This window comes from Flavobacterium sp. LC2016-23 (assembly GCF_009674775.1).
In the GTDB taxonomy this organism is placed as follows: domain Bacteria; phylum Bacteroidota; class Bacteroidia; order Flavobacteriales; family Flavobacteriaceae; genus Flavobacterium.
In genome coordinates, this window is sequence record NZ_WKKE01000020.1 from 40,989 (window position 1) to 67,751 (window position 26,763).

A 26,763-nucleotide genomic window follows, 5' to 3' on the forward strand; every position below is an offset into this window, starting at 1 on the left:
GAAACCACGGGCTATATTTGAACTTCGATTCCTTAATCTTTCATTTCAATATTCAAAACATTGCCCACGGTTTCAAACCGTAGGAACGTAATGTATATCTGTAATCTAATTTCTCCTGTTATGTCTCCCGTGGTTGAAAGCATTGTTATATTTGAACTTCGATTCCTCAATCTTTCATTTCAATATTCAAAACATTGCCCGCGGTTTCAACCGGGAACGTAATGTATATCTGTAATCTAATTTCTTCTGTTATTTCTCCCCGTGGTTGAAACCATAGGAACGTAATGTATATCTGTTACCTAATTTCTTCTGTTATGTCTCCCGTGGTTGAAACCACGGGCTATATTTGAACTTCGATTCCTCAATCTTTAATTTCAATATTCAAAACATTGCCCGCGGTTTCTACCGTGGGAACGTAATGTATATCTGTAATCTAATTTCTCCTGTTATGTCTCCCGTGGTTGAAACCATGGTTATATTTGAACTTCGATTCCCCAATTTTTCATTTAAATATTCAAAACATTGCCCGCTGTTTCAATCGTGGGAACGTAATGTATATCCATAATCTAATTTCTTCTGTTATTTCTCACGTGGTTGAAACCACGGGCTATATTTGAACTTCGATTCCCCAATCTTTCATTTCAATATTCAAAACATTGCCCGCGGTTTCAACCTTGGGAACGTAATGTATATCCATAATCTAATTTCTCCTCTGATGTGTTCCCGTGGTTGAAACCACGGGAACACATCAAAATAACCACCTAAACAATTGTAAAAATCCTGTAAAAAATAAGAATTATCCATGTTTTTGATGTATTAATCCATTTTGAACGGTACAGGTAATTCTATTTTTGTCTTATAACTTTAAACTTTTCAGCATTATGAAAAAGCATATAGACACAGACAATCCATTGAATAATTTAGATGAATGGGAAGATGATTTGTTATTGCGATATCCTGATCCTTCAGAAAGTATACCGGAGAAGCAAAAAGAAGAATTCAGAAATTATGTTGATTCGGAAAGACTGGAAACGGTTAAGGAGTTTTACAGAATAAACCATACCTATCAGACTTATGATTTTGTATGCAGCAAAGAGCAGGAGTTTTTACAATTCAATAAAAAAGAAATGTCAATCTGGGAAGCGGTTGATTTTTTAAACACACTCGTAGACGACAGTGACCCGGATATAGATTTAGATCAGACACAACACCTCTTACAGACTTCAGAAGCGATTCGGGCAGACGGTCATCCGGATTGGTTTGTACTGACGGGTTTCATTCACGATCTGGGTAAAATTTTATGTTTGTTTGGAGAGCCTCAGTGGGCAGTTGTCGGCGATACATTTCCGGTGGGCTGTGCATATTCAGATAAAATTGTTTATTCGGAGTTTTTTAAAGAAAACCCCGATTATACAGATAAAAGATTCAATACCAAATTTGGGGTTTACACCCAAAACTGCGGACTGGATAATGTGAAAATGAGCTGGGGACATGACGAATATTTATATCAGATTATGAAAGATTATCTTCCGGATCCGGCTTTATACATGATTCGTTATCATTCTTTTTATTCACAGCATAAAGAAAATGCTTATGCCCATTTAATGAATGAAAAAGATATAGAAATGTTTGATTGGGTTAAAAAATTCAATCCGTACGATTTGTATACTAAAGCTCCCGTTAAGCAAGATGTAAAAGAATTGCTTCCTTATTATAAAGAATTAGTGGCGAAATATTTACCTGAGAAATTGAAGTTCTAGAATATCAAAAATTTCATTTGAAAGCGATCTAAAACCAAAATAATGCATAAAATCAAAATCAATATACTTTTGTTACCCCTGCTGCTGCTTTGCGGAACTTTAGTTTTGGCTCAGGAGAAGGACCGGAACGATTGGGAAAATCCACAGGTGTTTCAAATTAACAGAGAACCGGCACGCGCTGCTTTTCTTCCTTATGCAGATGAAACTTCGGCTATAAGTGATAAATACGAAAATTCACCCTGGTATTTTTCTTTAAACGGTAAATGGAAATTTTCCTGGTCACCAACACCGGATCAGCGGCCAAAGGATTTTTATAAAACAGATTTCAATACGTTGCACTGGAACGAACTTCAGGTGCCATCCAATTGGGAACTGAATGGTTATGGTGTACCAATTTATACCAATATTACATATCCTTTCGAAAGAAATCCACCGTTTATCAATCATTGGGATAATCCTGTCGGATCCTATAAAAAAGATTTTGTACTGCCTGAAAATTGGAAAAACCGACATGTTTTTCTTCATTTTGAAGCAGGAACATCCGCCATGTATATTTGGGTGAATGGTGAAAAAGTAGGATATACCGAAAACACCAAGAGCCCGGCAGAATTTGATATTTCTAAATATTTAAAACCCGGGAAAAATGATTTAGCAATAGAAGTGTACAGATGGAGTGACGGTTCGTATCTGGAAGATCAGGATTTCTGGAGACTTTCCGGAATCGACAGAAATGTTTATTTGTATAGCACAGATAATATTCGCATTTCAGATTTTTTTGCCAGACCAGACTTAGATGCGAAGTACAAAAACGGAAGTTTGAATGTAGAAGTAAGTTTAAAAAACCTGACTGCAACGGCTGTTAACAATCAAAACCTGACTGCAAAATTGGTAGATGCTTCAGGAAAAAATGTGTTCAGCAAAGAACTTAATGTCAATTTTGAAGCATCTAAAATTGAAACTATTACTTTTTCTCAGAATATATCCAATCCTAAATTATGGAGTAGTGAAACGCCAAATTTATACACTTTGCTTTTGACTTTAAAAAATGCAAAAGGAGATATTGTAGAAACTGTTTCCTCTCAAATCGGATTCAGAAAAGTAGAATTAAAAGATGGGCAATTACTGGTAAACGGAGTTAGACTGATGGTTCATGGCGTAAATATTCACGAACATAATCCGGTAACAGGACATTATCAGGATGAAGCCACGATGATGAAAGACATCAAAATGATGAAGCAGCTGAACATTAATTCAGTACGCTGCAGTCATTATCCAAACAATATTTTATGGGTAAAACTATGTAATAAATACGGTTTGTTTCTGGTAGATGAAGCCAATATCGAAAGCCATGGAATGGGAGTGGAGGGACAGCCTCTAATTTGGATGAATCCAAAAACTAATCCGGGTTATCTTCCGGAATGGAGAGAAGCACATTTAGACCGAATTTACAGCCTGGTAGAAAGAGATAAAAATATGCCATCGGTAATTATTTGGTCATTAGGCAATGAAAGTGCCAACGGGCCGGTATTTCATGAGGCTTATAAATGGATCAAAAAAAGAGACAATACAAGATTAGTTCAGTTTGAGCAGGCAAAAGAAAACGAAAACACAGATATTGTATGTCCGATGTACCCAACCATTGCTTACATGAAAGAGTATGCGGCGCGCAAAGAAGTAAGTCGTCCGTATATCATGTGTGAATATTCACATGCCATGGGAAACAGCAGCGGTAATTTTCAGGAATACTGGGACATTATTCGCGCAAGCAAAAATATGCAGGGTGGTTTTATCTGGGACTGGGTAGATCAGGGATTTGAAAGAACGGATGAAGCAGGCAGAAAATACTGGGCTTATGGTGGTGATATGGGAAGCCAGAATTATCTCAATGACGAAAATTTTTGTCATAACGGACTAGTTTTTCCTGACAGAACACCACATCCCGGGGCATTTGAAGTAAAAAAAGTATATCAGGATATTTTATTTAATGCCGTGGATATCAAAAACGGAGTAATTGAAATCATAAATGATTTCGGATTTACCAACCTGAGCAAATACAATTTTAACTATGAGGTTTTAGAGAACGGTAAAGTAATCAAAGAAGGTACCATAAATGTAGTATTAGATCCGAAAACAAAAAAACAGTTTAAGCTTGATTTACCAAAATTAGAGTCAAAAGAAGGAACAGAATATGTATTGAATGTTTTTGCGTATACCAAAACAGGTTCTGAATTACTGCCTCAGCATTTTGAAATTGCCAAAGAACAGTTTATTATCGAAGACTCCAATTATTTTGCGAATTCTGAAAAGGAAAGTTCTTCTAAAATTCAGGAAGAAAAAGAGCAGTTTGTACTGACTTCAGACAATGTTGTGGTCAAAATCAGTAAAAAAACAGGATTAATTTCTTTCTATAGTTTAAAAGGTGAGGAGTATTTTAAACAATATCCTGAACCCAATTTCTGGAGAGCACCAACCGATAATGATATTGGAAATAAAATGCAGATTAGAACGAACGTATGGAGAACAGCGGGTAAAAATACCACTTTGGAAAATATTCAGCTGACGGAGGAAAACGGAAAAAAATATGTGATTGCCAAATTAAAACTGAACGATGTTGCTTCTGATTATACAATCAAATATTCTTTAGGAAATGATGGTGCTTTAGAAATACAGGCGTCTTACAAAAAAGGCAGCAATCCGTTACCGGAATTACCACGTTTCGGAATGATTTTTACATTAAAAAATACATTAGAAAATCTGGATTATTACGGAAGAGGCCCTTTAGAAAATTATCCCGATAGAAAAACAGCTGCATTCAAAGGAATTTATAACAGTAAAGTTGCAGACCAGTATGTGCCTTACACACGTCCTCAGGAAAATGGATACAAAACAGATGTGCGCTGGTTTAAATTGTCAGGCAATACAGGAAATGGCCTGGAAATAAAAGGTCTGCAGCCTTTAGGCATGAGTACACTGAATAATTATCCGGCTGATTTTGACGGGGGAATTTCTAAAAAGAACATTCATTCCAGCGACATTACACCTCGAAATGAAGTTGTCGTTTGTGTTGATTTAACACAGCGCGGATTAGGAGGAGACAACAGCTGGGGATTACCACCACACGAACAATATGTATTGACGCAAAACGAATACAGCTACGGATTTGTTATAAAACCAATTTTTTAAAGTTTTCAGTCGCAGTCTCAGTTTACAGTCTCAGTTTGCACTGACGACTGCGACTGAAGACCGGGACTGACGACTGCGACTGAAAACCGAGACTGAATACTAAAAAAAACGATCAACTGACCACTGAATATTAAAAAAATGAGTAACACTACAAATGGAAGATTAGTTTCTTTAGATGCGCTTCGCGGATTTGTTATGTTTTGGATTATGAGCGGAGAACATATCATTCATGCTCTGGCAAAAACGGCTCCAATTCCTGTTTTCATATGGATGTCATCGCAACTGCATCATGCGGAATGGAATGGAATTACATTTTACGATATGATTTTTCCCGTATTTCTGTTTGTTGCAGGAGTATCGATGCCTTATTCTTTTGAAAAGAAAATGCATTTGGCAGGAGTAAAAACTCCAAAAGATTTACCGCGTAACGAAAAGCGAAAAATATACGTATCAATGCTCAAAAGAACCTGTATTTTAGTGGTTCTGGGATTTGTAGTAAATGGATTGCTGCGATTTGATGGTTTCGACCAAACGCGTTTTGCCAGTGTTTTAGGAAGAATTGGTCTGGCCTGGTTTTTAGCCGGAATCCTCTATTTAAATTTTGATCTAAAAAAACAGCTAATCTGGTTCTTCGGTATTTTGATTGGTTACTATGTCGCGATGAAATGGATTCCTGTACCCGATTTTGGTGCAGGAGTTTTGACCAAAGAAGGATCACTGGAAGGCTATATTGACCGTCTGTTTTTGCCGGGCAGACTGCACAGTACGGTTTATGATCCGGAAGGAATACTTTCTACCATACCTGCAATTGCTACAGCGTTATTGGGCGTTTTTACAGGAACATTTTTAAAAGCAAAATATCTTTTTTCGGTAGAAGTAAAATTGCTTTTAATGGCTCTAACGGCTGTGCTTCTTATTATTGGAGGCTTGATTTGGGATATTAATTTCCCCATCAATAAACATTTATGGACAAGTTCATTTGTATGTTTTGTCGGAGGGTTCAGTATTTTGTTTTTTGTCTTTTTCTATTTGATAATTGACCTTTTTGGTTTTCATAAATGGGCATTTCCTTTAATCTTAATCGGTTCAAATTCTATTTTAATTTATATAGCTGCTGAAGGCTTAGTAGATTTTAAACATACGGCAGATTATGTCTTTGGCGGACTTATAAATTTTCTGCCGCTCATTTGGCAGCCTGTATTTGCCGCTTTATCAGTAACTGTCATACAGCTCCTTTTACTTTATTTTCTATATAAAAGGAAATGGTTTCTTAAAATTTAAGAGATTAAATTTTAAATACATTTTACTAACTAACCACACAATAACCACGCATTATGAATGTATTACAAACCGCAGATTATATTGTTTTCTTTATTTACTTTGTCATAGTCACCGCTTATGGAATGTATATTTACAGAAGCAAGAAAACTGCAGCAACAAGCTCCAACGAATATTTTTTAGCCGAAGGATCACTTACCTGGTGGGCCATTGGAGCTTCATTGATTGCTTCCAATATTTCAGCAGAACATTTTATTGGCATGAGCGGTTCAGGTTTCGCTATCGGACTTGCAATTGCTTCCTACGAATGGATGTCTGCTGCCACATTAATTATCGTGGCGATGTTTATCCTGCCGATTTACCTTAAAAATAAAATATTTACCATGCCGCAGTTTCTGGCCAAAAGATACAGCGGAACCGTAAGTACTATTATGGCCATTATCTGGCTGTTAATTTATGTATTTGTAAATCTTACTTCTATAATTTACTTAGGCGCTCTGGCTATTTCATCTATTGCGCCGGTCAGCTTTCAGTTTTGTGTTATTGCACTGAGTTTATTCTCTGTGATCGTTACTTTAGGAGGAATGAAGGTGATCGGATACACCGATATGTTTCAGGTTATCGTTTTAATTCTGGGAGGATTAGTAACAACTTATCTGGCATTGACTTTACTTTCAGAGCAGTTTGGTTTTGGAAAAGATATTTTAAAGGGACTTGCCATTATTGGGGATGAAGCGCCAGGACATTTACACATGATATTAGACAAGACAAATCCGCATTATAATGAATTGCCGGGGATGTCTGTTTTGGTTGGGGGTATGTTGATCAATAATCTGGCGTATTGGGGATGCAATCAATATATCGTTCAGAGAGCTTTGGGAGCCGATTTAAAAACGGCCCGTAAAGGAATTTTATTTGCCGCTTTCCTAAAATTATTAGTACCAATCATTGCTGTTTTACCGGGTATTGCAATGTTTGTAATGCATTCGAACGGAATGTTTCAACAGGAAATGGCAGATGCAGCAGGAGTTTTAAAGCCAGATCATGCCTATCCCACTTTAATGAATTTGCTTCCTGCCGGATTAAAAGGTGTAGCTCTAGCGGCTCTTACAGCAGCGATTGTAGCTTCTTTGGCCGGAAAAGCAAATAGTATTTCGACTATTTTTTCTTTAGATATTTATAAAAAATATTTTAATTCTCAGGCAACAGAAAAAAAGCTGGTACGTACCGGCAGATGGTGTGTGGTTGTCTGTATGATTATTGCCGCCATCGTAGCGCCGGCATTAAAATCATTAGATCAGGCGTATCAATTTATACAGGAATACGTAGGATTCTTCTCTCCGGGTGTTTTAGCAGTTTTTTTATTAGGAATGTTTTGGAAAAAAACAACACCATCAGCGGGTCTTGCCGGTGCATTACTCACAGTTCCTCTCGCTGCAATATTAAAATTTCTTCCAATGTGGACAGATGGAGCTTTTCCGGATTACCCTTTCTTAGACAGAATGACCATGGTTTTCTTTTTAATTGTATCCATAATGGTCGGTATTAGTCTGGCAAAACCAGTCTCTCAAGAAGAGGCTCAAATCCATGAAATAGAAGTAGATAACGCTATGTTTAAAGTGTCTTCAGAGTTTATTGTCGGCTCATTTATCATTAGTGGAGTATTAGTCGCTTTATATACTGTTTTTTGGTGATTTTAAATTAATAGTTTAAAAAAAATAAACATGGATATTTATCATAAACAAGTTTTCAGGAGTTGTATCATTTTGTTTTTGATTTTACAGTTAAGCTTCAGTTCAGAAATGTATGCTTTTAAAAGAAAGGACTATTTGGTCACCTCTTTTGGTGCAATAGGAGACGGCAAAACTTTAAATACAAAAGCAATTCAGAAAACCATTGATGCCGCAAATAAAAATAAGGGAGGAAGAGTTGTTTTTTCTAAAGGCAGATTTTTATCGGGAAGTATCGTCTTAAAAAACGGAGTCGAATTGTTTTTTGAAGAAGGAGCGGTTTTGCTAGGGAGCACCAATCCGGATGATTATCCGAAATATGAGGGGATAAGGGCATTGATTGTAGCCAATGAAGCAAAAAATATTGCTGTAAACGGAAAAGGAAGCATAGATGGACAGGGAAGAGAACTGGCATTAGCAATTGACAGTCTGCATCATACAGGAGTTCGAATTGATCCCAAATACAATTACAGGAGAATGCGCCCCGAAGACGGAAGAGGAAAATTGATTTCGTTTGTAAAATGCGATTCTATAACCATGATCAACATCACATTAAAAAACAGTCCTGGCTGGGTGCAGTGTTTTACAGAATGCAAAAATATTGTCATTGATTCGATGAAAGTCAATAGTACGGCTTATTGGAACAATGATGGAATTGATGTTAACGGATGCGAAAATGTCCGGATCACCAATTGCAATGTAAACGCGGCAGATGACGGTATTTGTCTGAAATCGGAGTCACCCGGATTACAGAATAATAACATTTACATCGCCAACTGCACGATCAGATCGAGTGCCAATGCGGTTAAATTTGGTACAGGTTCTTATGGCAGTTTCAAAAACGTAACCGTTGAAAACATCGAGGTCTATGATACTTTTAGATCGGCAATCGCGATCGAATCTGTAGACGGAGCCGAGATTGAGAATATTAAAGTTTCGAATATTACGGCTGTAAATACAGGAAATGCAATATTGATCCGTTTAGGCCACAGAAATGGAGACAAGCCGGGTTATATCAAAAATGTATCGATTAAAAATGTAAAAGTGCAGGTTCCTTTTGGGCGTCCGGATATAGATTATGATTTGCGCGGACCGGAAGTGGACTATTTCCATAATCCGTTTCCGGCTTCTATTGCCGGAATTCCGGGACATCTTGTCGAAAATGTAACTTTAGAAAATATTGAAATTACCTATCCGGGAAGAGCTTCAAAAGGAATGGCGTATCATCCTTTAAGCCGATTGAAAGATGTAAAAGAAAACATAAACGGTTACCCTGAATTTACCATGTTTGGGGAATTGCCTTCCTGGGGATTTTATGTGCGTCACGCCGACGGAATCGAAATGAAGAATATAAAACTGATTTTGGAGAAAGAAGATTTTCGTCCCGCCTTTGTTTTTGATGATGTAAAAAATCTCACGATGAAAGCGATTGATATGCCTTCGGATAAAATCAATCAAATTGTTTTTAAAGATGTTTTATCAAGTAATCTGGACAGTGAATCTTTAAAAAGAAAAACAGAACCGGAACAAAATAAATTTGAGTTACCTGTAAAATAAATTTTCACAATATAAGATAGCCCGCGGTTTCAACCGTGGGAAACTGTAAAATAAATTTTCATAATATAAGACAGCCCTCGGTTTCAACCGTAGGAAACTGTAAAATAAATTTTCACAATATAAGATAGCCCGCGGTTTCAACCATGGGAAACTGTAAAATAAATTTTCATAATATAAGACAACCCGCGGTTTCAACCGTGGAAACTTAGATATTCATCTCAATCAAAGTTTTGGCGAGATTAAAATAATTAAAAGTAATGAAAAAGAAATCTATAATCGCGATCCTGATTTTTTGTCTTTCCCTGACCGTTTCGGCACAGAATGTTTACGACATTAAAAAATACGGAGCCAAAGGAGATGGCAAAACCAATGATGCGGCAGCCATTCAAAAAGCAATTGATGCCTGCAGTAAAACTGGCGGAAGAGTTTTAATTCCGGCGCCGTTTACCTTTTTGGCCGGACCAATTGAGGTAAAATCAAAAGTAGAGCTGCATATTGAAGCCGGTGCTAAATTATTGGCAAGTCCCGATGAAAAGCTATATACAAAAAGCGCTTTCAGAACCAATCCGGGTGAAGGGACAATTTGGATTGGAGGAGAAAATGTAGTGGATTTTACCATTAGCGGAAGCGGAAAAATAGATGGAAACGGAATTTCATTTATGGGGGAAGAACTGGAAGATTCCTATGTTTTAAAACCTTTTAGCGTGCTCGATCCACGACCGCACGTATTGACAATTACAGGAGGCAAAAATATAAGAATCAAAGATGTTCATATCGGAAATTCGGCCTATTGGACCATTCATTTGATTGGCTGTAACGATGTCGTCATAAGCGGCATTACTTTATTGAACAGTCTAAAAGTCCGTAACAGTGACGGTATCGATTTGGATCATTCCAAAAATGTGAGAATAAGCGATTGTTATATCGAAAGTGGTGACGATTGTATCTGTTTAAAAAACAGAAGAGAGTTTGAAGAATTTGGTGCCTGCGAAAATATTACAGTGACCAATTGTACGATGACCAGCAGCAGCTGCGCAATTAAAATTGGTTCCGAAAATATGGATGCAATCAGACAAGTGGTTTTCAATAATTGTATCATTAAAAACAGCAATCGCGCTTTGGGAATTCAAAATAGAGATGAAGGAACAGTAAGTGATGTTATTTTTTCTAATATCATTATTGAAAGTAAATTGACGACAGATACCTGGTGGGGAAAGGCAGAACCAATTTATGTAACGGCTTTCAGAAGAGCCAAAGGAAATCATAAAGATGCCAACTGGCGTTTTCCAAAAGGAGCAACAGAAGGAAAAGTAGGCGAAATAAAAAACATCTATTTTTCCAATATTCAGTGCACAGGAGAAAATGGCGTGTTTGTAAGCGGAGAATCAAAAGATAAAATCAGTAATATTGTTTTTGATAATGTGAGTGTTTTTATTGATAAAATCACCTCTTTTCCGGGTGGAGTATATGACAGACGACCTTCTAATGTCGAAGGTTTTGTAAAAGGAAGTACTTCGGGGTTTTATTTTGATTCCGCAGAACGTATTAAAGTGCAGAATTGTACCGTACAATGGGGAAAAAATAAACCCGACTATTTTAAATATGCAGTCGAAAGTAAAAATGTAGATGAATTAATTATAACAAATTTAGACGGACAATCAGCTTTTCCTGCTAAATTAGAGGCAGTAAAAAAATAATCAGTTCCATTTCAAAAACTATGAAAAATAATATCCTTACCAAATTTAGTATTTGCAGTCTGCTGCTAGGCAGTTTTTGTGTGAATGCTCAAAAGACAACCTTAGAAGTTGATGCCACAAAGACTATTACCAAAATCCAGCCTACTATGTTCGGTTTGTTTTTTGAAGACATCAATTTTGCGGCAGATGGCGGATTATATGCTGAAATGATTAAAAACAGATCTTTTGAATTTGATAAACCTTTAATGGGATGGGATCAGCCCAATACAAAAAGATCTTCTTTAAACAAAGAATCAGGTAGTGCAACGCCAATCAATTTATCGGCAAGTAATACTAATTTTTGCAGGGTAGAAATCAATAATGATAAAGGTTTTGTTTTAGTAAATGAAGGTTTCAGGGGAATGGGCGTGAAAAGGGATGCAAAATACAATCTTTCTTTAAAAGCAGCCAATCATAATTCAGCTATTAAAAAGATTATAATTCAGCTTATTGATAAAGATCAAAAAGTGATTGGAGAAACTGGCATTGTTCCAAAATCAGAGCAATGGAGTACTTATTCGGCACAAATTACAGCCACCCAAACCGAAGCAAAAGCAAAGCTTAGAATCACTTTTGAAGGAACAGGCACTATAGATTTAGATATGATTTCACTTTTTCCTGAAGATACGTGGAAGAACAGAAAAAACGGACTTCGTAAAGATCTGGTGCAGCTTTTATACGATATGAAACCTGGTTTTTTGCGTTTTCCGGGCGGCTGTATTGTTGAAGGAAGAACCTTATCAGACCGTTATCAATGGAAAAAATCAGTTGGTAATGTAGAGGAAAGAAAAACCATGATGAACCGTTGGAATGTAGAATTCAATCACAAACTAACGCCCGATTATTTTCAAAGTTTTGGATTGGGCTTTTTTGAATATTTCCAGCTTTCAGAAGATATTGGGGCAGAACCACTTCCGATTCTGAGCTGCGGAATGGCCTGTCAGTACAATACAGGAGAACTGACGCCATTAAACGAACTTGATCCGTATGTGCAGGATGCTTTAGATCTGATTGAATTTGCAAATGGCGCTGTCACTACAAGCTGGGGAAAAATCCGGTCAGATATGGGACATCCAAAATCCTTTAATCTAAAATATATAGGTGTTGGAAACGAGCAATGGGGACCGGATTACATTGACAGATATAAAGTTTTTGAGAAAGCAATAAAAGCAAAATATCCGAATATCATTATTGTTTCAGGAAGCGGGCCTTCTCCGGATGGCGAGCATTTTGATTTTGCGATGCAGGAACTTAAAAAACTAAATGCAGAACTTGTCGATGAACATTATTATCAAAGTCCAAAATGGTTTAGGGAAAACGCCGGACGTTATGATCATTATGACAGAAAAGGCCCTAAAATATTTGCAGGAGAATATGCGGCACAAAGTGTGTCAGGAGCCAATCCGAACAACAGAAACAATTGGGAATGCGCATTCTCAGAAGCTGCTTTTATGACTGGACTGGAACGAAATGCAGAAGTAGTACATTTAACTTCTTACGCACCTTTGATGGCTCATGAAGATGCCTGGCAATGGACTCCCGACATGATTTGGTTCAATAATTTAGAATCCTATGGTTCCGCCAATTATTATGTGCAGCAATTATTTTCAACCAATAAAGGAACAGATTTGTTAAGCATTACCAAAGATGGAAAACCTTTAACGGGACAAAACGATTTATATGCATCGGCAGTAAAAGACGCAAACAGCAAAGAAATAATTATAAAACTAGTAAATACCGCAGCAACTGCGCAAGAGGCCAGTATTGATTTAAAAGGAACAAAGTTAGGGTCAAAAGGAACGATTATAACATTGGCAAGTCCGGGTACTCAGGATGAAAATACTTTTGCGGACCCTGAAAAAATAACTCCAAAACAAAAGGAATACAAAATAACAAAAGGCAAACAGCAATTAAGTCTTCCGGCTTATTCGGTAACCGTCTTAAAAATGAAAATGATTTAAGGATTCAATAGGTTTAAAAGTTTATTTTCAAATTAAATTAAAAATGTATGGGGTACAATTCTCTTAAAAAAAGTCTTTTTTTACTGCTGATGACAGCAGGATTTTCTTCCTATTCCCAACAGGATTTAAAATTGCAATACAACCAGCCGGCTGTTGAATGGACAGAAGCTTTACCTGTAGGAAACGGTACACTTGGCGCAATGGTTTTTGGAAGAGTGGATGCTGAATTAATTCAATTGAATGAAGCTACTTTGTGGAGCGGCGGACCCGTGCAGAAAAATGTAAATCCGGATGCTTTTAAAAATCTTGCTTTGATTAGGGAAGCGCTAACGAATGAAAATTTCGAAAAAGCCTATGATTTGACCAAGAATATGCAGGGCGCCTACAGCGAAAGTTTTATGCCGTTGGGAGATCTGATCCTGACACAGGATTTTGATGGAAAGAAACCCGGTCTGTACAAAAGAAGCCTGGACATACAAACCGGATTGGCGGTGACCACTTTTACTATTGGCGGCGTGAAGTACCAAAGAGAAATATTTGCGTCGGCACCTGCACAGTGTATTGTCATTAAACTTTCGGCAGATCAGATAAAAAAACTTTCTGTGGTAATTGATGCCGCAAGTCTTTTAAGAAATGAAAAATCAATACAAAATCAATCACTGGTTTTAAAAGGAAAAGCACCTTCACATGCCGACCCTAATTATATAGGTTACAATAAAGAACCGATTGTGTATGATGACGTAACAGGCTGTAGGGGAATGCGTTTTGAATTAATTATTAAACCAGTGATCAAAGACGGTGAGATCAGTTATGACGGAGATAAAATAATTATTAAAAAAGCATCTGAAATTTTACTTTTCGTTTCAGCGGCAACCAGTTTTAACGGATTTGATAAATGTCCGGACAGTCAGGGAAAAGACGAACATCAATTCGCTGAAAGTCCTCTTAAAAAAGCGGCTGTCCAAAAGTACGATAGTTTATTAAAAGAGCACATTGCAGATTTTCAGCAGTTCTTTAACAGGGTTTCATTAAAACTCAACGAAAAAGAAACCAATAAATCTAATCTGCCCACAGATACAAGATTAGAACAATATGCAAAAGGAGAAAAAGATGCCGGGCTGGAGGCTTTGTTCTTTCAATATGGACGCTATTTATTAATTTCGTCTTCGCGTACACACAATACGCCAGCTAACTTGCAGGGTATATGGAACAATAAACTTCGCGCACCCTGGAGCAGCAATTACACGACAAATATTAATTTACAGATGAATTACTGGCCTGTTGAATCAGGAAGTTTATCTGAATTGTTTTTTCCGCTTGACGAATTCATTAAAAATGTTTCCGTAACAGGAGCCGAAACGGCCAAAAGTTTTTACCATGCTAAGGGCTGGGTATTGCATCATAATTCAGATATATGGGCAACAACAAATCCTGTAGGCGATTTTGGAAAAGGAGACCCTATGTGGGCCAACTGGTATATGGGAGCCAACTGGCTGAGCAGACATTTATGGGAGCATTACCAATATACAGGAGATACAGCATATCTGAAAAAAGTATATCCAATCATAAAAGGAGCAGCAGAATTTAGTTTAGACTGGCTTCAAAGAGACAAGAACGGTTATCTGGTAACTATGCCTTCGACATCACCGGAAAACAAATATTTTTATGATGGAAAAAAAGGAGGTGTTGTCACCACTGCTTCGACGATGGATATTGGAATCATAAAAGATTTATTTGAAAATACAATAGAAGCCTCTAAAGTGCTCAATACCGATTTAGAATTCAGACAAACAGTAAGCCAGGCGGCAGACAAATTACTTCCTTTTCAAATTGGCAGCAAAGGACAGCTTCAGGAATGGTATAAAGATTTTGAAGATGAAGACCCGCATCACAGGCATACTTCCCATTTATATGCTTTACATCCTGCCAATTTAATATCACCCCTGAAAACACCGGAACTGGCTGAAGCCGCAAAGAAAACATTAGAACTTAGGGGAGACGATGGTACAGGATGGAGTCTTGCCTGGAAAGTCAATATGTGGGCGAGACTTTTAGACGGGAATCATGCTTACAGATTATTCAAAAATCAATTAAGACTTACAAAAGATAATGATCCGGAGTACAGCAGACATGGAGGATGTTATCCCAATCTCTTTGATGCGCATCCGCCTTTTCAAATAGATGGGAATTTTGCAGGAACCGCTGGTGTAATAGAAATGTTAATGCAAAGCCAGAATAATGAAATTCATTTGCTTCCGGCTCTTCCCGATTCCTGGACAGACGGTGAAATAAAAGGTATTTCGGCAAAAGGCAATTTTACCGTGGGTATAAAATGGAATTATGGCAAAATGAGCCAGGCAAAAATACGCTCGAATATGGGGGGCAAATGTTCCGTCAGGGCTTTATCACCATTTATAATTAAAAAGCTAAATATTAAAAGTGAGAAATCTTCTATAGGCTATACTGCTGTATTCGAAACCCAAAAAGGGATGACTTATACCCTAACACCATTGAAATAGATTGTAAATTGAAAGCAGGCAGAGAATAGCCGGATGGGCTGTATGATATAAAAAATCGTTGTTTTAATTGTTTTTTGAGCAGGACATTTTTCTTAAAGATAGGGAAGTTCGGGTATTTATGATGGAAAATGAAAATGTATCTTTTGACCCTTATTTTTCTAAAATTTTATAAAATTACCTTATAATTGTACTTTCTACAAGAATATAAAAAAAGTTATTTTGAAGCATTTCTGCCTATATCTTATCGTACTGCTGTGTATTCCTGCTTCCGGATATTCACAAGATGATCCGGTTAAATTCCTTGATATATCCGATGGCTTATCTAACAATTCGGTTACCACAATATATCAGGATAAGGAAGGCTTTATGTGGTTTGGAACTTATGATGGATTAAACCGCTATGACGGTTATAATTTTAAAGTATTCCGGAATAGGATTAATGATAAAAAGTCATTACAGTTCAATACGATTTATAATATCGAAGGCGACTCTCAAAAAAATATTTGGTTAGGAGGAGCAAATGGAGTTTGCATTTATGACAAAACCGCCGCTGCATTTCATTCTGTAGAATATACTTTCGCTGGTAAAAAACCGCAGGTGTTAAAAGATATTATACATCAAATAGGCACGGTATCTAATAAACTGGTTCTGGTTGCTTCTCAAAGTCTCGGATTAATTGCTTTTGAAAACGGATCATTTGTCGGAACTCATATTCCGCTAAAAGCAATATCAAACAATGTAAGCGTCAATAATTACGATGCAACCGCCATTCAGGAAAACCAAAAAAAAACAGGCTGTTGGGTGTATGTACGTAATGTTGGAATTTGTACTTATACTTACAAGTCAAAAAAATTAGAAGCAGTATTTCCGCTTTCGATGGAAGTCAAAAAAATGAAAATTACAGAAGATGGAAATCTTTGGTTAGGGACTGATGAAGGACTTTATCACTTTAATACACAATCACGTTTACTTTCAGATAATTATTTTTCCAATAAATGCAGCGTGACCGATATTCTTATTGATAAGAAAAAGGAAATGTGGATCACTACAGATGGCTGTGGTATTTATAAAGTCATTGGAACAAATAAAAAAGTGACTTCTTACAATGCTGTTACAAACAATCAGCTGGTAAAAAGCAATTCGGTCTGGAGTTTATTCGAAGATAAAGCAGGAAACAAATGGATCGGAACTTTGCGCGGTGGTATAAGTATGCTGAGCAATGCACCTAAATATTTTAAAAGTATTCGATATAATGCAAAACGAAATGATCCTGCAGAAAACTTTATTTTGTCATTTTGCGAAGACGAAAAAAATAATTTGTGGGTAGGAACAGATGGTGCCGGTTTAAAATACTGGAATCGAAAAAACAATACGTATATAAATTATGCCAATAAACTTTCGAGCAGTTTTATTACCAGTATTATAAGAGACAATAACAATGATATTTGGCTGTCTACATGGGCGGGCGGCGTAAACCGGATTAATCCCGAAACGAATACAGTTACGCAATATTCCTGCTACAATCCGTTTACGAAACAAACCGAAAAAAATATTTGGTTCGTTTACAAAGACTCTCAGGCAAATATCTGGGCAAGTGCCACCAACGAAGGCTCTTTTTACATTTTTGACAGAAAAAAAAACAGCTTTACTCTTTTTGATTCCTCAATCAATAATTTGCAATGTATTACTGAAACAAGCGACGGAAAACTTTGGGGAGGAAATTATACGTCGTTATTTTCTATTGAAAAAAGGACGAAAAAAATCAATAAAATTACAATTGGAAATCCTGTAAGATGTATTCATGAAGATAAGGATAAAAATCTTTGGCTGGGCACACAAGAAGGAGGATTGTTATTATTTGACCGGAAAACAAAAACGTTTAAAAGATTTACTACCGACGATGGCTTACCTTCAAATACGATTTTAAGATTGCTTGAAGATAAAGAAGGAAACTTATGGATGAGCACTTATAATGGTGTTTGCAGATTTGATAAGAAAAGAAAAACATTTAGGAATTTCTCCGTAAATGACGGACTTCAAAGCAATCAGTTCAGTTTTAATGCCGGTTTAAAATTGTCAACAGGAGAATTTCTGTTTGGAGGAATAAATGGATTTAATATCTTTTTTCCGGAAGCAATTAAAAGTTTTAATCAGGAAAATAATTTATTGCTGAGTGATTTTTATGTCAACAATCAGCCGATTGAAGAAAGTAAAACGGATTTAGTTTCAAAATGGGATTCGGGAAAAATCAAAGAAGTAAGTCTGCCATACGATCAAACGACTTTATCGCTCGAATTTGTCGCATTAGATTATAATAATGCCGACAAAATAAATTACGCTTACTATTTAGAGGGCTGGGACGAGCAATGGAATTTTGTAGGTCAGTCCCGAAAAGCAAATTATTCGAGATTACCCGAAGGGAAATACACGTTTAAGGTAAAAACAACCAATTTTAAAGGAGGCTGGAATAAAGAAGAAAGCCTGATTACAGTCTTTGTTTTACCACCCTGGTACAGAACCTGGTGGGCTTACACATTATATTTATTGGCAGGCATCGGAGTTGTTTTTGCTTACATAGCGTACAATAAAAACAAAGAAGAACTGAAATATAAAGTAAAGATTGCAGAATTAGAAAGGAAAAAAGAAAAGGAAGTAGCAGAGAAACAATCGTCAATGTTTACCTATATCTCGCACGAATTTCGTACGCCCCTTTCGCTAATTATAAATCCGCTAAAAAAAGCAGTTCAAAAAGAAAGCGTTCAAAATGGTTCTTCCGGAAGTGATTTGGCGATTGCACACCGAAATGCCCGAAGGCTTTTGAGTCTGGTTGATCAGCTGTTGCTTTTTCGTAAAGCCGAAAATGATGCTGATTCGCTCAGATTGTCTGCTATCAATGTAAATAGCCTTTGCAATGAAGTATATCAGTGTTTTGTAAATCAGGCAAAAGAGAAAAATATCAATTACAATTTTACTATTCCGGATGATGATATTGAAATCATAGGCGATTATGAGAAAATTGAAATTTCCTTATTCAATCTAATGTCGAATGCTTTTAAGTATACACCAATTGGAGGAGAAATCAATCTTAAACTTGCTGAAAATGAGCATGAAGTTGAACTCGAAATTTCTGATAACGGTGACGGAATCGAGAAAAAAGATATTGCTGTTATATTCGAAAAATTCAGGCAAATAAATTCAAAAGCAGCTGTTGGAACGGGTTTCGGAATTGGACTTTATATTGTGAAATATTTTGTAGATAAACACAAAGGAACTTTAAGCTGTACCAGCGAAATTGGGAAAGGAAGCAAATTTAAACTGACATTCTTAAAAGGAAACAGTCATTTTGAAAACATTGAAATTACAAATGTTGTGCCGCAAAGAAGCCAATTATTTGATGAACTTTTAGTGGATGAAATGGATGAAAACAATTCGTCTTCTAACAGTGTTTCAGAAAATGATTTTCAGAAAATGATGCTGACAGACAAACGAACCGTTTTAATTATTGACGATAATGCCGAAATAAGAGGATATCTGATTAAATTATTTTCTGAAACCTATATCGTTTATAGTGCTGAAAATGGGGAAGAAGGTTTAAAACTAACCAAAAAACACCTGCCGGATTTAGTAATCAGCGATATTACTATGGAAGAAATGGACGGTCTTGAGTTGTGCAGAAAAATTAAAGAAAATAATGAATTGTCTCATATTCCGGTAATACTATTGACGGCATCAAAAAATCCTGAAACCCATCTTCAGGGAATAAGTGACGGAGCCGATGATTATATCGTAAAACCATTTGACGATGATATACTTGTGGCCCGGGTAGAGTCTTTATTAAAGAATCGCAGTAATTTACGTAAATATTTTCTGGACAGTATAACCCTTAAAGAAAACACGCTCAAAGTTCCGGTGGAATATCAGGAAATCTTAAAAAAATGCATTGATATCGTGGAATCCAATATCCATAAAAGAGATTTTACAATTAAAAACTTTGCTTTAGAAATGGGAATGAGCCATAGAACGTTATACACTAAAATTAAAATCATCTCAGGGCAAACTTTAAATGCTTTTATTCGCTCGGTCCGAATCAGGCGGGCAGCAATGCTGATGCTAACAGAAGATATCAATATTGCGCAGGCAAGTGCTCAGGTAGGTTTTGAAGATCCGAAATATTTCAGGCAGCAATTTGTAAAACTTTTTGGAATGACGCCATCAGAATATATTAAAAAATATAAGAGCTCTTTTAACTCCGATTTGAATATCATCAACTAAATTTTAGTGTACCAATTGTGTCGTTTTGTGAGGTCTTTTTTATTTTTCAGATCAGAAAAAAGACTTCTTTTTATAAATCTCAAACGTTTTAGTTTAAAAACAGAGCTTAAATTAATAATTGCGTATTATGTAAAAATAAGCGACTATTTTTTCGTACTCACTAATTTTAATCTAAAATAATAGTTAATTGCTGTTTTGACCTCCTTTTTTTTCCATTTTACCCCTCCTTAAAAGTTTGAATTAAACATTTCTTTGCACTTATAGTAATGGTTAAGTTGCATTACTGTGTAAAATTAAGTTTTTGCTTTTTGTTAAGTTTTCGTCTGCTTAAAGAATTGAGCTTTCTTTAAGATAAAAGATGTAAAAGTTGGTTTTGTGTATTATTGACTACACCCGCAGCTTAAAAACTGCGGGTTTACAAATCAAAAACAGATTCGGGACCGAAACACAAAAAATAAGATAGAGAAGTGTAAACAGGAAAATATAAAAAAGACTAACATTTAACCAAACCTGAATAATTATGATAAAAACCGAAAAATCAATTTTTACTAGCCCTGATTTTTTTCCCACAAAAAACAATCGCTATCGACATTGCTCCTAAAAAGGAACAATAGAATTCATTACAAACTATCGCTTTTAGAATAAAAACTAACTAACCAACCTTAAAATTAAAGAAATGAAAAAAAATGTATTTTTATTTTTTCTTGCCCTTTTTGCTGTCCTTTTTACAGGATGTCAAAATAATGAAGCTGGATTTCCCAGTTCAGACGACCCAACGGTTGTTGTTGCTACAAAAGAAATTTATGGGGCACCAACCAGAAAATTTGAAATTAAAGCCACTTTGGCAGATGATCTGGGATTAAAGAGTGTACAAATTCAAATTCCTGAATTATCCCTTGATAAAGTAATCACGTTTGCTACAAATCCATTACTGAAATCGTATGATTTGAGTTATTTTTTCGAAATTCCGGCCAATAGAGGAACTTCTGAAGTTTTTAAAATCAAATTGACAATAACAGACGTTTCAGGAAATTCAATTGATGAAGCTATTAATTTACGTTTAGACGGAGAATTTGCAGCTCCTGCCATTAGCATGATTTCACCTAAAGAAGGCGCCGTTATTCTGTTATCTACTAGTAAAGAAATGCCTGTAAATTTTGTTGTTAACGATGATTCAGGTATCGATTATGTTCAGGTAAAATGTGCTGAATTGGGTATCGATGAGATGGTTCAGTTATCCAACAGCCCTCAGTCGTATACTTTTAATAAAACCTATACCTTACCGGTAACTGCTGCCAATTATGTTTTAACCATTACGGCAAAAGATAAATTCGCAATTCCTAATACGGGAACTTTAAATATAAATATTGTGGCTACAAATGAGTATCCGGCGATTTATTTATGTGACCAGCCAAAAGGTACTAATCTTACAACGGATGCTGTGGGCGTTCCAATGTATTTCCATGAGAAAAACGGACAAGACTTCGAATTTAAATATTATGCCGATAAAGACAATAAAGAAATTTATTTCTTAGGACAGGAATCTGATTTTGCCCCACATTGTTTTGGTCTGAATGAGTCAGGAAACTTAACAGATGATGTTGCATCCGCTCCAATTGTTTTACCTTCAAAAGGGTATTACATCATAAAAGTAAATCCAAATACCTTAGTTTATACGGTTACTAAATATGCACCTTCGAGCAAAGTCTGGGCAGATGTTGCCAACGGATTATGGCACGATGTAGAAGCGCAAAGAAGACCTTTCGTGAGTGTTTGCGGCGGAGGGATTCAGGGTGCCGACTGGGATACCTGGACTGCCTGGGTTCAAACCGGACTGCATTTGGCAAATAACCCAGATAACCCGTACCAATTACTTGGCGAATATACTTTGACAGGAACTTTGGAAGCGACTTTTACAGGTCAGTGGTGGAGTCCGTCCTGGAGATTAATCAAAAATGGTATTGCTACAATGTCGCCGGGAGAAAATGGAAATGCAAAATATCCTGCAGCTCCGGGGGTTTACAAAGTTGTACTTGATACCGAGTTAGAAAGAGTCTTTATCACGAAAAAATAAGCTGTTATACGTTTAGTTATAACATTTAATTAAAAAAAAATCTTACTATGAAATATAGATTTATAGGGTTATTTATTGCCATGTTGTGCAGTGTAGCAACATTTGGGCAAATAACAATAAAAGGGACTGTTAAGGATAAGGGTGCGATACCAATTCCAGGAGTTAACCTAATTGTGAAGGGAACAGGGACAGCTGCTGCAACAGATTTTGACGGAAAGTTCTCCATCTCAGTTCCTAATAAAAATGCTCAGATCGAATTCTCATTTGTTGGTTTTACCACTAAAGTTATACCGGTTGGAGATAAAACAGTTTTAGAGGTGGTTCTGGAAGAATCCAGCCAGGCTTTAGATGAAATTGTAGTGGTTGGTTATGCGGCTGTTAAAAAGAGCGATGTAACAAGTTCGATTTCTTCCATAAAAGGAAAAGAGCTTCAAACCATGACCGTTGGTAATGTAGCAGAATCATTACAAGGTAAAGTGGCCGGTGTTCAGATTACGGGGCAGGGTGGTCCCGGAGCACAACCCAGGGTTTTAATTCGAGGTATTTCGACCGTAAACCTGAGTACAGACCCACTTTATGTGGTTGATGGTATTCCGATGGGAACAAGTATCAATTTCCTGAGTAATAATGAGATTGAATCGATGGAGGTTTTAAAAGATGCATCGGCAAGTGCCATTTATGGTTCCCGTGCTTCTAATGGAGTTATTCTGATTACAACTAAAAAAGGTAAAGTTGGAAAAACCAGATTCAGTTTTGATACGAGTTCCGGTATGCAATTGATGAATAATCCCTACAATATGGCAAATGCCGAGAGTTATGCTTCGATTATGAATAAAGCGTATAACAATTCAGGTTATGCTGATTATTTGCCTAATCCGTCTCAATACAGAGGAAAAACTACAGATTGGTGGGATGCCGGAATTAGAAAGGCTTCTCCCGTAACCAATGCTTCTCTTGGAGTTAGCGGAGGTTCAGACAAACATACTTATTCTATTAGTTTAAACTATTATAACTCAGAATCTATTTACGAAGTTGGAGGATGGGAAAGAATTACGATGAGAATCAATAATGATTTTAAATTCTCGGATAAATTCTCAGCAGGAGTTACTTTAAACCCGCGTTATGAAACTTACGGAGGGCCTGGAAACTGGGCAGATTTTGATAAAATCGATCCCATTACGCCAATCTACAAACCCGCAGATCAATTGACAGGATTAGAAAACGAATACAGTATTTATGCACGTTCTCCATCATACATTTGGAATCCCGTTGCAGCTGTAAAACGTTATGACGATTATACAGATCAGTACAATTTAAACACAAATGGATACCTGCAATACACGCCAATCAAAGGATTAGTGTTTCGGACACAAGCTTCTATAGAAGTCGGAGATAAGGTAAGAAGCCGATTTAACCCCGATTTCATTATCGATGCAGCACATGAAAAAGCAGAGATTAATACGATCGAAAGATGGAATACAACAAATGTAGACTGGACATGGCAAAATACAATTACCTATTCTAAAACAATTGCAGACAAACACAATGTGTCTTTAATGGTAGGTAATACTATGGAAGAGTACAATGGCAAGGATCTTTGGGGATATGGAGAAGGCGTTCCTAACAACAGTGATGAAATGAGAGAGTTGAATGCAGCAACCAAAAATCGTAATAGTGGCGGTAACAGCTGGTCAAGTTCTCTGATGTCTTATATTTCGCGTTTTTCTTATAACTACGACAGTAAATATTACTTTACAGGAACATTTAGACGTGATGGTTCTTCAAAATTTATGACCAATAACAAATGGGCAAATTTTCCTTCGGCTTCCGTTTCCTGGAGAATTTTAAATGAAGGATTTATGTCGTCTGCAAAAGATGTTTTAAGCGATTTAAGACTTAGGGCAGGTTGGGGTAAAGTAGGTAATCAAGGCTTGCCAACAGCCGTTTATCAATCAAACATAGGGCAAGGTTTTTATCCTATCGGATCGGTGGTTACAGATACTTCTTTTCCGTCATCAATGGCGAATAAAGACATTAAATGGGAAACGGTTGAAGATATCAGTTTCGGACTTGATTTTGGATTATGGAAAAACAAACTATCCGGATCATTAGAATATTATCAGAAGAAAACAGAAGATATGTTGTTTAAGAAACAATTTCCAACCTACAGTGGTTTTCCAAATTATTCAACAATCTGGACAAATGTCGGATCAATGCAATCCAGCGGAATTGATTTATTGGTTTCTTACAAAGACAAAAAAGGAGATTTCACGTATGGAGTTGACGTGACTTTCACCACCGTAAATGTAAAAATGTTGTCATTATCTGCAAACGGAGAAAGATTATACGGAGCAGGAAACAGAACATTAACCGTGCAAGGTGAAGAACCGGGATATTTTTATGGATATGTAGCCGATGGTTTATTCCAGAATCAAACGGAACTAAATGCGCACACAGACGAACACGGAACCAAATTACAGCCGTATGCACAATTAGGAGATATTCGTTTTAAAGATGTAAACGGCGACGGAAAACTGGACGATAAAGACAGAACTAAAATTGGTTCTCCATGGGCAGATTATAATGTTGGTTTGAATTTAAATTTTGCCTACAAACAATTTGATTTGGTAGCAAATTTCTATTCAAGTATAGGAAACGATATTGTCAATCAGAACATTTCAGACTTATACAACGGTGCAAGTTTAACCAATAAAGTTAATGGATTAGAGCAAATGGCCTGGCATGGCGAAGGAACCTCAAATTATGTTCCGCGTTTGTCTAAAGACGATAACAACGAAAACTACACTAAATTCTCTTCTTTTTATGTAGAAGACGGTTCTTATGTGCGCATGAAAAACCTTCAGCTTGGATTTTCATTCTACAATAAATTTGGTTTAGACAAATTGAGAATCTCATTGTCAGGTCAAAATTTATGGACCTGGACAAAATACACCGGAGTTGATCCTGAAGTTGCAGGTGGAGATCCTAAGCAGGATGATGGAGTTAAAGGATCAGGTTTTGGAGGATGGAATTATCCGGTTCAGCCAACAATTTTGATGGGTCTTAATGTAGCATTTTAATAAAAACGACATGAAAAAAATAATAATAGCAATAGTAACTTTTTCATTACTGGCAGTTTCATGCAGTGATTTTATAGAAAAAGAAGAAAGAGGGACTCAAACCTTAGAGAACTACTTTCAAACTGCACAAGAATGTGAGAATTACGTTAATGAATTAACACGAAGATTGTTGATTCCTAATGATTGGTATGCACTACTAGCGCCAAGAGTTACCAACGAAATGGCTACAGATGATGCCTGGATGGGTAACACCGGTCAGGATAACAGTGCGCACAGACCGTGTTCGCAATACATTATTACGCCTGATAATATGGGGGATATGAACAGTATTTATACCGCTCATTATTACACGATTCAATCGGCTAATATTGGTTTGGAGAAAATGGCCGCATCACCAATTTCAGAAACTCAAAGAAATCAATATATGGGAGAATCATTATTCGTTCGTGCTTATTGTTACTACGAATTAGTGAATCTTTTTGGAGGAGTTCCGTTATATACAAAATCTCTGGGTACTGCCGATTTAAAATTACAACGCAGTTCTGCTGCTGCTGTTTATGCACAAATTGAAGCCGATCTTAAAGAATCTGCCTCAAAATTAGAAAACATTCCGGTAAACAGACAAGGAAGAGTAAACAAATGGGCAGCGTACGCTTTATTGGCTCGTGTATCTTTATTTCAGGAAAAATGGGCAGAAGCAAAACAATATTCAAACAAAGTGATTTCAGAAGGACCTTATGCTCTGGAAAGTGATTTCTTAAACATCTGGAATGTAAACAATCATAACGGAGTAGAATCCATTCTTGAAGCACAATCATCATCAGTTCAGGACAAAAGTTTAGGTTCGATGTTGCCAACATTATCAGGTGCAAGAGGCGAGGATAAGAAAAACTTTCCCAGTAATGATGCTCAGGATGTTCTTGATGGTTGGGGATGGTGTATGCCAACGAGTGATTTAGAGAACGCTTATCTTTCTGAAAATGATGTAATCCGTCGCAGAAGTACGATCACCAAATGGGGAGAAGCAGCGTATGGAGATGAGGTTTTAAACCCGACACATAAGTTCAGTTTAAACGATAATAAATCCGGACGTATTTGCCGTAAATATTATATTCCGATAGCTACGCGCCGTGCATTAGATAAAAAAGACGGGCATTTACCATTGAATATTCCGTTGATTCGTCTGGCCGAAATGTATTTGACAAGAGCAGAAGCGAATTACCATACAGGCGGAGATGCTTTGGCAGATATCAATATTATCAGAGCGCGTGTAAAATTAGATCCAAAAACAGGGTTGGCAGGACCAACACTTTTAAAACAAATCTATAAAGAACGACGTCTTGAATTGGCTTTCGAAGGATTACGTTTATATGACATTCGTCGTGAAAAAGATCCATCAACAGGAAGACCGGTTATTGAAGGTTTAATGGGACCAAACGGAACTTTTGTTAAGTACAATCTGAATTCTGCAGATCCGTATGAAACTACAAACTTAAGAGAATCACAAGACAAAGGAATCAATTTTAATCCGGCTAAAAACCTATTGTGGCCAATACCACAGCTGGAAATTGATTTAAGCGGAGGTTTAATTACACAAAATCCTGGTTACTAAT

12 protein-coding genes are annotated in these 26,763 nt (G+C 36.6%); all 12 read left to right on the forward strand.

The window, feature by feature from the left end; genetic code table 11:
- Positions 1-881: 881 nt before the first annotated feature.
- The 12 genes from GJU43_RS17025 to GJU43_RS17080 all read left to right on the forward strand — a co-directional run bounded on the left by GJU43_RS17025 (position 882) and on the right by GJU43_RS17080 (position 26,762).
- Positions 882-1,760 carry an inositol oxygenase family protein gene (locus GJU43_RS17025; RefSeq protein WP_154342200.1) on the forward strand — a complete coding sequence of 293 codons (879 nt, stop codon included), beginning with the start codon at positions 882-884 and terminating at the stop codon, positions 1,758-1,760.
- Between the two features lie 42 nt (positions 1,761-1,802).
- On the forward strand, positions 1,803-4,943 hold the full coding sequence (locus GJU43_RS17030) for a glycoside hydrolase family 2 TIM barrel-domain containing protein (protein ID WP_154342202.1): 3,141 nt from the start codon (positions 1,803-1,805) through the stop codon (positions 4,941-4,943).
- A gap of 138 nt (positions 4,944-5,081) precedes the next feature.
- A complete protein-coding gene (locus GJU43_RS17035; RefSeq protein WP_154342204.1) occupies positions 5,082-6,224 on the forward strand; it encodes an acyltransferase family protein in 1,143 nt (380 codons plus the stop codon).
- Positions 6,225-6,277: 53 nt separating this feature from the next.
- On the forward strand, positions 6,278-7,915 hold the full coding sequence (locus GJU43_RS17040) for a sodium/sugar symporter (protein ID WP_154342206.1): 1,638 nt from the start codon (positions 6,278-6,280) through the stop codon (positions 7,913-7,915).
- Positions 7,916-7,945: 30 nt separating this feature from the next.
- Positions 7,946-9,508, forward strand: a complete 1,563-nt coding sequence (locus GJU43_RS17045) for a glycoside hydrolase family 28 protein (protein WP_229655070.1) — start codon at positions 7,946-7,948, stop codon at positions 9,506-9,508.
- Positions 9,509-9,765: 257 nt separating this feature from the next.
- Positions 9,766-11,205, forward strand: coding sequence for a glycoside hydrolase family 28 protein (locus GJU43_RS17050; RefSeq protein ID WP_154342208.1), 1,440 nt, complete (start codon positions 9,766-9,768; stop codon positions 11,203-11,205).
- A gap of 20 nt (positions 11,206-11,225) precedes the next feature.
- Positions 11,226-13,205 (forward strand): alpha-L-arabinofuranosidase C-terminal domain-containing protein, encoded by a 1,980-nt coding sequence (locus GJU43_RS17055; RefSeq protein WP_154342210.1) that lies wholly within the window; start codon positions 11,226-11,228, stop codon positions 13,203-13,205.
- 47 nt (positions 13,206-13,252) lie between these two features.
- Positions 13,253-15,724, forward strand: a complete 2,472-nt coding sequence (locus tag GJU43_RS17060) for a glycoside hydrolase N-terminal domain-containing protein (RefSeq protein WP_154342212.1) — start codon at positions 13,253-13,255, stop codon at positions 15,722-15,724.
- A gap of 219 nt (positions 15,725-15,943) precedes the next feature.
- On the forward strand, positions 15,944-19,996 hold the full coding sequence (locus tag GJU43_RS17065) for a two-component regulator propeller domain-containing protein (RefSeq protein WP_154342214.1): 4,053 nt from the start codon (positions 15,944-15,946) through the stop codon (positions 19,994-19,996).
- A gap of 676 nt (positions 19,997-20,672) precedes the next feature.
- Complete coding sequence (locus GJU43_RS17070; protein ID WP_154342215.1) at positions 20,673-22,070, forward strand: hypothetical protein; 1,398 nt, start codon at positions 20,673-20,675, stop codon at positions 22,068-22,070.
- Between the two features lie 47 nt (positions 22,071-22,117).
- The gene (locus GJU43_RS17075) at positions 22,118-25,150 is read left to right on the forward strand and encodes a TonB-dependent receptor (protein ID WP_154342217.1); all 3,033 of its coding nucleotides are present in this window, start codon (positions 22,118-22,120) and stop codon (positions 25,148-25,150) included.
- A gap of 10 nt (positions 25,151-25,160) precedes the next feature.
- Entirely contained in the window at positions 25,161-26,762 is a 1,602-nt protein-coding gene (locus tag GJU43_RS17080) for a RagB/SusD family nutrient uptake outer membrane protein (protein WP_154342219.1), read from the forward strand.
- Position 26,763: the final 1 nt, after the last annotated feature.